The 11876-nt window shown below is 42.7% G+C and carries 8 protein-coding genes; 3 read left to right on the top strand and 5 right to left on the bottom strand.

Going from position 1 to position 11876, the window contains the following annotated elements; genetic code table 11:
* The first annotated feature begins 20 nt into the window (after window positions 1-20).
* Both LQ188_RS03215 and LQ188_RS03220 read left to right on the top strand, forming a co-directional pair.
* Window positions 21-1469: a DEAD/DEAH box helicase gene (locus tag LQ188_RS03215; protein ID WP_230176033.1), complete on the top strand. Its 1449-nt coding sequence runs from the start codon at window positions 21-23 to the stop codon at window positions 1467-1469.
* A gap of 338 nt (window positions 1470-1807) precedes the next feature.
* On the top strand, window positions 1808-3877 hold the full coding sequence (locus tag LQ188_RS03220; RefSeq protein WP_230176034.1) for a catalase: 2070 nt from the start codon (window positions 1808-1810) through the stop codon (window positions 3875-3877).
* A gap of 53 nt (window positions 3878-3930) precedes the next feature.
* Here the strand turns inward: LQ188_RS03220 and pepT are convergent, their stop codons facing one another.
* The 5 genes from pepT to LQ188_RS03245 form a co-directional block, all read right to left on the bottom strand.
* The gene (gene pepT, locus LQ188_RS03225) at window positions 3931-5166 is read right to left on the bottom strand and encodes a peptidase T (RefSeq protein ID WP_101224030.1); all 1236 of its coding nucleotides are present in this window, start codon (window positions 5164-5166) and stop codon (window positions 3931-3933) included.
* Window positions 5167-5307: 141 nt separating this feature from the next.
* Window positions 5308-6771, bottom strand: coding sequence for an alpha-amylase (locus tag LQ188_RS03230; protein WP_101223956.1), 1464 nt, complete (start codon window positions 6769-6771; stop codon window positions 5308-5310).
* Between the two features lie 293 nt (window positions 6772-7064).
* Window positions 7065-8786, bottom strand: coding sequence for a CotH kinase family protein (locus LQ188_RS03235; protein ID WP_230176035.1), 1722 nt, complete (start codon window positions 8784-8786; stop codon window positions 7065-7067).
* 69 nt (window positions 8787-8855) lie between these two features.
* Complete coding sequence (locus LQ188_RS03240) at window positions 8856-9551, bottom strand: DUF4956 domain-containing protein (RefSeq protein WP_230176036.1); 696 nt, start codon at window positions 9549-9551, stop codon at window positions 8856-8858.
* Window positions 9552-9583: 32 nt separating this feature from the next.
* The gene (locus LQ188_RS03245; protein ID WP_230176037.1) at window positions 9584-10267 is read right to left on the bottom strand and encodes a polyphosphate polymerase domain-containing protein; all 684 of its coding nucleotides are present in this window, start codon (window positions 10265-10267) and stop codon (window positions 9584-9586) included.
* 256 nt (window positions 10268-10523) lie between these two features.
* Here LQ188_RS03245 and LQ188_RS03250 point away from each other — a divergent pair, with 256 nt between their 5' ends.
* Window positions 10524-11876, top strand: coding sequence for an aspartate aminotransferase family protein (locus LQ188_RS03250; protein ID WP_101223952.1), 1353 nt, complete (start codon window positions 10524-10526; stop codon window positions 11874-11876).

Here is an 11876-nt window from a genome sequence, read left to right on the forward strand (position 1 = left end):
ACAACAAAAGAGGCTGTTATATGAATGAATTGAGTTTTACTGATTATACATTAAGCGATGAAATTGTAAGGGCATTAGAAAGCTTGGGATATCAACATCCAACCGAGGTGCAGCGTGAAGTGATTCCAGTGGCGCTGAAAAGGCGTGATCTTGTCGTTAAATCACAAACGGGAAGCGGCAAGACCGCTTCATTCGGCATACCGATCTGCGAAATGGTCGATTGGGAGGAGAATAAGCCTCAGGCGCTTATTTTAACACCGACACGTGAGCTTGCCGTGCAGGTTAAAGAGGATATTACGAATATTGGCAGGTTAAAGAGGATAAAGGCTACTGCGGTTTATGGAAAACATCCATTCGCACTCCAAAAAGCGGAATTGAAACAAAAAAGCCATGTAGTCGTTGGAACCCCGGGACGTGTTCTGGATCATATCGAAAAAGGGACATTCGCCTTGGAACGCTTAACTCATTTAGTTATTGATGAAGCGGATGAAATGCTGAATATGGGCTTCATTGAACAAGTGGAAGCCATTATTAAAGAGCTTCCGAAAGATAGAGTAACCATGCTGTTCTCTGCTACGTTACCTGAGAGTATAAAAAAGCTATGCAAGCAATATATGAAAGATCCTTTGGATATTGAAATCAAAGCAAAGGGATTAACGACGGAGAAAATTGAACATGCACTTATTGAAGTGAAGGAAGATGATAAATTTTCCCTGCTTAGGGACGTCACCATCACGGAAAACCCCGATAGCTGCATCATTTTCTGCCGGACAAAAGACAGGGTGGACCAAGTATGTGAACAGCTGCTGGAGCTGGAGTATCCGTGTGATATGATTCACGGCGGCATGCTTCAGGAAGATCGCCTTGCAGTGATGAATGAATTCAGAAGAGGTGAATTCCGCTATTTGGTTGCGACAGATGTTGCTGCACGTGGAATTGACATCGACAATATAACCCATGTGATTAACTATGACCTGCCATTGGAAAAGGAAAGTTACGTACATCGGACTGGAAGAACGGGCCGTGCCGGCAAAAAAGGAAAGGCCATTACTTTTGTGACGCCGTATGAAGATAAATTCCTTGCTGAAATCCAAGGATATATCGGTTTTGAAATCCCTAAGATGGCTGTTCCTTCAAAAGAGGAAGTCTCCAATAAAAAAATGGAATTCGAAGCGAAACTGGAAGCTCGTCCAAAGATCAAAAAAGATAAAAGCGAACAATTGAATAAACAAATCATGAAGCTGTATTTTAATGGCGGCAAGAAAAAGAAACTCAGGGCTGTGGATTTTGTCGGAACCATCGCTAAGATTGATGGAGTGAATGCAGAGGACATCGGGATCATTACGATTCAGGACAATGTTTCTTATGTGGAAATATTGAATGAAAAGGGACCGCTTGTCTTGAAAGTGATGAAAAATACGAAAGTAAAAGGCAAACTTCTGAAGGTTTCAGAGGCCTTTAAGAACTAAAGGGTGTTGAATGTAAGAAGCGGGAAGACCGAAAGTCGGTCTTCCCGCTTCTTTTTATTCAAAACTGGGGACAGGAAGAATTCGACCTATCTAAGACATAATTCGACCTACCCCGGGAACAATTCGACCTACCTCCAGAATAATCCGACCCACGCCAAAATGATCCGTCCAGGAATAATAACCTTTGTTTAATGAGGTCGTTAAGATTCTTTTTCTGAATTCTGTTTATCCATCAAAACAGAGTGGTATATGAGGAAGGATAATGCAGTTATTATGAATCAATAAATACATACAACACGATTTAATCTGAATTCATAGACATGGAGGGATTGAGTGGGATGACGAAAGCAAATGAAAGCGGAAGAATCGATGAGCAAAGTAAGCAGCGGCAGTTGGATCAATATCGAGTGGACGATAATGGGGAAAAGATGACGACTAACCAAGGTTTGCGTGTTTCTGAGGATGAGCATTCTTTGAAAGCGGGAACCCGTGGTCCAACTTTGATGGAGGATTTTCATTTTCGTGAAAAAATGACTCATTTTGACCATGAGCGTATTCCTGAGCGGATTGTCCATGCGCGGGGATCTGGTGCACATGGATATTTTCAGGTATATGAACCGATGACCGAATATACAAAAGCCAAGTTTCTTCAAGACCCTTCAGTCAAGACACCAGTATTCGTTCGTTACTCCACTGTGGCAGGTTCCCGAGGTTCGGCAGACTCGGTCCGTGATGTAAGGGGATTCTCTACAAAGTTTTATACGGAGGAAGGAAACTATGATTTGGTCGGAAATAATATTCCGGTATTTTTTATCCAGGATGCCATTAAGTTCCCGGATCTAATTCATGCGGTTAAACCGGAGCCTCATAATGAAATACCTCAGGCCGCGTCTGCCCATGATACTTTTTGGGATTTCGTCGCCAACAATGAGGAAACGGCACATATGGTCATGTGGCATCTATCTGATAGGGCCATACCGAGAAGTTTCCGGATGATGGAAGGGTTTGGTGTCCACACATTCCGTTTTGTAAATGAGCAGGGCGTGGCCCATTTCGTTAAATTCCATTGGAAGCCTGTACTGGGAGTTAAATCCCTTGTCTGGGATGAGGCACAGAAAATTGCAGGGAAGAATCCTGATTTTCACCGCCAAGATCTGTGGGAAGCGATAGATACCGGAAATTATCCTGAATTTGAATTTGGCGTCCAAATGATTAAGGAAGAAGATGAATTCAAATTCGACTTTGATATCCTTGATCCTACTAAACTATGGCCGGAAGAACAAATCCCGGTTAAAATAATCGGAAAAATGGTTTTGAACCAAAATACGGATAACTTTTTTGCAGAGACGGAACAGATAGCTTTCCATCCGGGGCATGTTGTGCCTGGTATTGACTTTTCAAATGATCCGCTGCTTCAGGGACGTTTATTCTCATACACCGATACCCAGCTATCCCGTTTGGGAGGACCGAACTTCCATGAGCTTCCGATTAATAGGTCGGTTGCCCCCGTCCATAATAATCAGCGCGATGGCATGCATAGGATGTCAATAAATCCAGGGCCGGTCAGCTACCACAAAAATTCCCTTGCAGGCAACTCTCCTGAACCTGCTTCGGAAGAGGAAGGCGGCTATGCACATTACCAGGAAAAAGTCGATGGCAGAAAGGTCCGGCAGCGCAGTGAAAGCTTCAAGGATCATTACAGCCAGGCTAAACTATTTTGGAATAGCATGACGGAAGTGGAGAAGGAGCATATTATACAGGCTTTCCACTTTGAAGTGGGAAAAGTGAAGAATAAGGACGTTCAGCAGCAAATTGTCGAGATGTTCAGCAATGTAGATGTCGAACTTGCCAAAACGATCGCTATTGGAGTGGGCGTGAAGCCTCCATCCAACAAAAGTGAGGTCAAAATGGACTTGGCTTCTCCAGCTTTAAGCCAGGAGCAAATGAAAGTGAACACGGCCGCAACAAGAAAAGTGGCAATCCTGGCCGCAGATGGTTTCAACGGGCCGGAGGTTGATCAAGTCTTGGAATCATTTAAATCTGCAGGTATAACGGCTGAAATCATCAGCATTAATCGTGGGTTGATTACAAGTTCTGAAGGACAGCAGGCCGAGGTGAATCAGACATTCCTGACAGCCGATTCGGTACTTTTCGATGCTGTATATGTGGCAGGAGGCCAGGAGAGTGTCGATGCCTTAAAGGCGTCCAAGGAACCCATTTACTTTGTTGATGAAGCTTACAATCATTTCAAAGCGATTGGAGCGGGAAAAGAAGGAGCCGAGATCTTATCGAAGGCAGGCATCGTTTCCAATGATCCAGCCGGAGGCATTGTAGCTATTACGGATAAAAATAGTGGTTATGCCTTTATCGAGGCAATTGCCAAGCACCGTCACTGGACACGCGCTTAATATTGAATCAAAACCCCCAGACTTGGAGTCTGGGGGTTTTTCAATAAACCATGCTACTTTGCCTTTTCTTCAAAAAGCGATGCAATGCCAACGATAACCTTAGTGGCCAGTAGCATATTATCGACGGAAATAAATTCATATTTGCCATGAAAGTTCTCCCCGCCCGTAAAGATGTTGGGTGTTGGCAGTCCCATATAAGATAATTGAGAACCGTCCGTACCACCGCGTATTGGTGAGATTTTCGGTTTTATATCGAGTTTCTCCATTGCTTCATGGGCAATATCCACGATTTCCTTAACGGGCTCAATTTTTTCCTTCATGTTGAAGTATTGGTCGTGTAATTCAAGCTGGATCCGGTTTTGCCCATATTTTTCTTTTAAATCCTCGCTTACTTTTGTTATATATTCCTTGCGGTCATTAAATTTTTGGCGGTCGAAATCCCTGATGATGTAAGAAAGCTTGGTCTCCTCCACATCACCGTGAAATGAAAGCAGATGATAAAATCCTTCGTAACCCTCCGTATATTCCGGTGCTTCCGCCACTGGGAGCCTATTATGGAATTCCATTGCGATTTTGGCTGAATTGACCATTTTTCCTTTAGCCGTACCAGGGTGAATATTCGTCCCTTTGATCAGGATTTTGGCCGATGCTGCATTGAAGCTTTCATATTCAAGTTCTCCAAGTGGGCCGCCGTCCACGGTGTAGGCAAATTGGGCACCAAAAGCATCTACATCAAACTTATGGGGTCCCCTTCCGATTTCCTCATCGGGAGTAAAAGCAACACGGATTTTTCCATGCTTGATTTCCGGATGCTGAATCAAGTAATCCATGGCAGTCATGATTTCGGCAATTCCAGCCTTATTATCTGCTCCCAACAGGGTTGTCCCATCCGTCGTAATCAAGGTATGCCCTTTATAGTTCTTAAGCGAAGGAAAATCATCAGGTGAAAGAATGACATCCAATTTTTCATGTAAAGTAAGATCTTTGCCATCATAGTTGTCAACGATTTGCGGTTTTACATCTTTTCCAGTGAAATCCGTTGCTGTATCGACATGGGCCAAGAAACCGATTGTCGGGACATCCTTATTTGAATTGGCTGGCAAGGTTGCCATGACATAGCCGTTCCCATCAATTGTCACATCCTTCATCCCAATGGATTGAAGTTCCTTGACCAATGCATTTGCCAAGGTCAGCTGTCCGGGTGTAGAAGGGCATGAGGGATTTTCCTCATTCGATTGGGTATCCACTTTCACATAAGAAGTGAATCTTTCAATGATTTCATTTTTCACTTTTCCTTCAACTCCTTTTTCCCTTATCTTACCATGATTGACCGGAATGGAAAAATTATCTTTTTCCAAATCTTCTTGGGTGGTGTAATCAGCAAAGAACAGCATATCTGCAAAAGACATGCCGTTCCTTGCTTTCTCTTTTTAGAGTGGATTATTCAAGGCCCATACGGATACGCTTTTTCCATGAACGGGGAATGTCGCGAACCCATCTTCTTCAATGGTGATGTGGTCATCTCTATGATAGGTTAAATCACTCCAGATTTCACCAGCCCGATGTTCACCGACGAACATCCTTTTTTCACTGTTGTGATCTCCATTAGAGATAATGACCGCACACCCTGAGCCTTCTAGCTCTTCAACTCCGTGCCGGACCCAGCCTATCGTATTTGGATCATCAAAGTAATCGGTTTGTTCTCCGTAAGCTTTTTCATACCTAGCGAATAATAGGCGATCCAGGATATCCTTTTTCCCAGGCACCGGAGAAGGTCCGCCGATTCCATAATAGTCTCCGTAAAAGACACACGGATAACCGCAAAGTCTAAGCAAGGTAAGTGCATATGCCGATGGCTTGAACCAGTCCTTTACCCAAGACTCCAGGGATTCATGAGGCTGGGAGTCATGGTTATCGACAAAAGTGACAGCCTCTGCTGGATTGGTTTGGACGAGGGTATCATCAAAGATGGTTGAGAGGTCGAAGTCTGTTCCTGCGTTTGAGGCCTCATGAAATTTATAATGCAGGGAAACATCGAACAAGTTGAGGTCATGATTGGTTTGCTCTAAGTAAGTTTGACAGGCTTTAACATCCGCCTTCCAAAATTCGCCGACCATGAAAAAATGTTCCTTTGTATAAGGAATGAGTTCTTGGAGAAATTCGTTGATGAATTCATAATCGATATGTTTAACGGCGTCCAAACGAAAACCATCACACTTTAACGTATCAACCATCCATTTTCCCCAGCTAATCATTTCCTTACGAACTTCCGGCAGGCTGTAATCGATGTTGGCAAACATTAAATAATCGTAGTTTCCGAATTCATCGATGACATGCTTATTCCAGTGCTTATTTTCGCCTGTGATGCGAAATACACCCATTTTGTCGTTTTCGGCATCATAGTCTGTACCATTGAAATGAGTATGGTTCCACTTAAAGTCAGAGTATTTATTTTTACGTCCCGGAAAATCGAATTTGGTCCAGCCTTCCATTTCGAATGGTTCTGAAATATCTTCCATACGGTTGTCTGGATTGACTTCAATCACCTCAAATTTTTCGGTTCCGTCAGCTCCTGCCTTATGGTTCATGACTAAATCGATATAAACGCAAAGTCCGTAGTTATGACAGGTGGCTATTGCTTGCAGCAATTCATCTTTGGTTCCATATTTGGTACGAACGGTTCCTTTTTGGTCAAATTCCCCCAAATCGTAACCGTCATATATTCCATATCCATTATCCCCAACGGATTGCCCTTTGGTGACTGGCGGAAGCCAAACGCAGTCAATTCCTATATCCTTCAACTTTGAGGCTGAATATTTCAATCTTTCCCAATGAGAACCATCTGCCTCAAGATGCCACTCAAAAAATTGCATCATCGTATGATTTCTTTTCATCCGTTCCCCCCCTGACACCGACCTGTTTTTAACAATAGTGAAACTAATGCGATCGGAAAAAGTGATAATGGAAATCTTTACCCACTAAAATCAAATGATAAACAAGTGAACAATCCTCAGGATAGAGGTTCATTTACCTCTCTATTTTACTATTTTATACCAAATAAGGGTATTTTATATTGATTAGTAGCTAAAAATAATTCAAATGTGGAGGAATAACCCGGAGAATGCCTATACGCCATTCAAAAAAGGTATCCCGAATTTTAGGGATACCTCAGTTTTTCGTAAGTCTATTATCCTTTTTTACCTCTTCGTTTAAAGAAGTGGGCGAAAGCCATTGCACCTAATAGTAAGATTAGAAGCACGGAAGATAGAATGATCGTATCTTTTGATGAGGCGCTGTTACCTGCCCCCTTTTGGGCCATGTTCCCGGTTAAACCAGGAGGTGCACCATTCCCGCCCCGGTCCATGTCCGGTGGCTGCATCGCAGCCCCATTCTCGCCACCCATGTTTGGCGGTTGCTGGCCTGCATTTGCGTCATCGCCGATATTAGGAGCTCCGCCGCCCATACTGCTTTCTGTCTCGGCTTTCACGACCAAATCTCCTGAAAGCTGTGCCAATATTGATTCAGCACGTTTGACAGCGAAGTCAATCAGGGTTTCCTCGCCTGACGTTGCTTCTGTATACTCGTCCATTGTATAAAACTTGGTCGGGTCCTTTTTCACATATGATGTGATCAATTTAGTAATTTCAGTGGTCATTGCTGTCATATTTTCTTCAGAGAAAAAATCTGTGGCAATGTCATTTAGATAATCATAATATTTTTCACGGTACTCGTCGTTGGAAAGCAGGGCATTCAATAAAGGGCGCTCTTCAAGGGTTGTACCTGAAACAGGCTCGGTAATGCTGAAGTTGATATTACTTTCATTCATGAAATTTGAGCTCATATCCATCATTCCGCCACCGTTCATATTCGGTGCCCCTCCAAGGGGTTCCTTGTCATCCTGCTTAGCGGCATCGGCGTTACCCTCAGCAGCCGTTCCATTTTTTTGGTCAGCGGTTTCTTGATCAGAGTCGCCCGCCAGTCGCCCGCCTCCTCCGGAATAACCGCCAAATGACATATTATAGTCCCAAGGCAATATCGAAAAGACCCCGTTCTCTTCATACAGGTAGTAATTGTGCTTTTTATCTCCTTGATAGTGATCGAGGTTGACAAGGGCAGTATTGGCTGCGAAATAGCGCAGCATCTCATCGACATCCAGGACTTCCTCCAGATTCCCGCCATTATTGATGGCATCGAGCATTTTGATCATGGAGGATTGGTCCGAATTATCGTTTGTTTTCAAGTTTAATCCTGTGTAGTCATCAATGTCTTCGCTGATCCACTTTAAATCGCTTCCCGTACCATCCGGATAATAGAGATCGCCTGTGCCATCAGTGAAGTTGGTATTTAGAAAGGTTTCTTCTATAGCTTCCACCCCTAGATAAAGGCCCCATTCCTTTCCGTTGATGGTCACGTACATATAGGAATGTCCTGGAGTCGCTATGCCCATCTTATCCATTAATTCATAGGAAAGGTATTCTCTCATATAGGTTGGATCACTGTAATTATTGTTTAGGGCCAACTTCTTCAGACCGTGTAAATCTTGATCTTCCTGATAATAATCAAAGTCTATCTTCCAGCTGTAACGATCGGAATCTCCCATTTGAACAACGGAATTCAAGGAAAGGTTTCCCTTGGTGCGAAATCCCACGTTTTTAACCGTCTCCCCATCTATCGTTACATCGGCATTAACGATTTCCTTTTCAGTGGGGTTATCCAGGATGGAATCCAAATCCTCATCAGCCAATGTTATATCCACGGTTGTCACCTTACTTTGATCAAATACAGATTCTGTATAAGTATTTCCTTTAGTGGCTTTTTCAACTTGAAGATTGGGAAGGAAGAACATCACTGCTATAAAAATCATTATCAATAATCCAATGGTCGCTACAACATATCTTGTTTTTAACATGCCTTGGCTCCTTCCTCCTGTAGTCTTATATAGAGGGGTGGGCATGGATATTTATGTCCGCCATCTATCTTAAGCTGTGAAGTTGCTATCATAACTTAACATGATGGCAGAGTGAACGCTGTTCATGTCCTTGACTTGATTAATGAATTCGGCATTATTATCTTTTAATCGAATTTCATATGTCACTTCGAGGTTATTATCCGCCATGACGGATTTCGATTTGACGGAATGCTTTTTCACCTTGTTGGATATCATTTCTTCCAACGTTTTTTCAATTGAAGCATCTGAATATTTAACGATTAATAAAAATGGATTTTCAACAGTGATCCGATTGGCAAATATGAGCATGACGATACCTATTAAGATGGCACCGATAATAACCAGCGGAATTAGTCCTGCCCCGCATAAAATCCCGGAGGCCGCTGCCCAGAATAGGAAGACCAAATCCATGGGATCTTTGATAGGCGTTCTGAATCGTACGATTGAGAGTGCACCGACCATACCAAGGGAGATAACGATATTCGTTGATATGCCCATGATGATCAAAGCCGTGGCCATTGTCATGATGATGAGGGATATATTGAAATTGTGTGAGTACATCACACCTGAAAAGGTCTTCTTATAAATGACGTAAATGAACAACCCGATGGCAAATGCCAACAGTAATCCAATTAGGGAGTCAATGATTGAAAAGCTCCCGGTCTTGTCCAAAAAGCTTGATTTGAAAATATCATTAAAGGTGGTGCTAGTCGTCGTCGTATCCATTTACTATTCCTCCAAATATTATGTTTGCTCAATCAGCCGTATCTTCTGCTTAGTTGGTATTTTGAAAAGGCCGTTTTTCTAGTATCGATGATGGATAACAATTGTTTGATGATATCCGGAAGAAATTCGTCAAACTTTATTTCCAGGATGACACAATTCGGGTCTAAAGCATCAACCACGATTAATTCGGGATTCAGGAAGTCCGTATCCCGATAGCTCGTTTTCACATTACTGTCAAAGGTGACCCGCACATTTCCGTACTCATAGATGAATACCTCCCTTTCATAGTCAACGACGGTTGTCGGCTTGATTTGGAAAAGGGTCATTTGAACGTATAAGTCCCTGAGTATATCCCTTGAATCTTCGGACATCCAATCTATATCCCCAGAACGGATCCGTTCGTATTCCTCGGCAGAAAGCCTGCACTTCTGTTTATAGGTAAGGTTATTCCGCTTACTCTTTTTTTCTAGATTGATGAAATCGGTATTGTGATCATAAAGTCTAGCCCTGAACTTATCCCTGTGATAGAATCCTTCTGTTTTTTGCCGCAGGATTTTATTGTCAAAGTTATCGAAATAGACACTTCGAATTAAATATTTCCCATCCAGCCCATGCGGATCAAGCCTCATGAAGTTTTGCAGATTTTTTCTTAATAAATGACAATCCGCCTTGGAGATTGCATGTTTGAGCTCCCGCCTTCCCTTTAAACCATTCATTGTTGTTCCTCACTTTCCTTGATTTTTGACTGCATTCAGCTTATAAACAGAATCTTAATAAAACCTTAACAACATTTTTATATTCAATAGATTAATAGAGAATAGGCCCCAGTTTTAACCTTTTCTTAATTTTATTGGAATTTACTAGAAGAAAAATGAGTGAATTTACTCATTGAGAATAATTATCATTATCAGTAGAATAAGGTCCATGATAATGATAATTATTCTCAATCAATTCAATACATGGAGGTTCACTATGGTAACGAATATGCTTACAAAAAATGATCAACTACTGGAACAACAAAATACAAGGGAATCAAATGCCCGATCTTATCCTAGAAGATTACCCATGGCGATCGATCAAGCGGAGGGAATTTACCTAACGGACATGGATGGAAAACGATATATTGATTTTCTTGCCGGGGCTGGAACATTAGCGCTCGGACACAATCATCCGGCTGTGCTTGAAGCAATGGAAAAAGTTCTTAAGGATAAACGTCCTTTACATACATTGGACTTTACGACGCCGATCAAAGAGCAGTTCGTCGATGAAATTTTTGAATGCCTGCCTGAGGAATTCAGGAAAAATGCAAAAATTCAATTCTGTGGTCCTACTGGCGGAGATGCCATTGAGGCAGCACTTAAACTGGTTAAAACAGCGACAGGCAATAGAAGCATATTATCCTTCCAAGGAGCTTACCACGGGGCAACGCATGCAACGATGTCAATCAGCGGCAATACAAAGCCAAAGGAAAAAATACAAGGGTTGATGCCGGATGTACAATTCCTGCCGTATCCCTATCAATATCGCTGTCCCTTTGGAATAGGCGGAGAAGAAAGCCATAAAATCAGCAGCCAGTATATCGAAAATCTATTGAACGATCCCGAATCAGGATTATTGGCGCCTGCAGGAATGATTTTGGAGGCAGTACAAGGCGAGGGAGGTTCCATTCCAGCTCCAATTCCATGGCTTAAGGAAATCAGGAGAATAACGAAAGAGAAGGGCATTCCGCTAATTATCGACGAAGTTCAATCAGGTATCGGCCGTACAGGGAAAATGTTTGCGTTTGAACATGCAGGTATCGTTCCGGATGTTCTTGTACTATCCAAAGCAATAGGCGGAAGTCTTCCATTATCGGTGGTTATTTATAACAAAGAGCTGGACCTATGGTCTCCAGGTGCACATATCGGTACATTCCGCGGAAATCAAATGGCGATGGCAGCGGGAACAGCAACTTTAAAATACATGAAAGAGACGAATCTTGTGGAGCATGCCGCTAAAATGGGAGAAATCTTAAAGGATATTTTAAAAGATTTGCAAAAAGATATTCCGCAGATCGGAGATGTCAGGGGCCGGGGATTAATGATCGGTGTGGAAATGATCAATCATGAAGAACCGCAAAATGCGAATGGGAGCCATCCTGCTGATTCGCAACTTGCCAGTGCCATTCAACAGGAATGTTTTCAAAGAGGGTTGATTCTCGAAGTTGGCGGCAGACATGGAAGTGTAGTGAGGTTCTTGCCTCCATTGATCGTTACGGAATCCCAGCTTCGCGAGGCCACTGCAATTTTTGAACAAGCTGTTCGTGCAGCTGTTGCAAGAGGGTGA

The sequence above is a fragment of the Peribacillus sp. Bi134 genome, assembly GCF_918698065.1.
Lineage (GTDB): Bacteria > Bacillota > Bacilli > Bacillales > DSM-1321 > Peribacillus.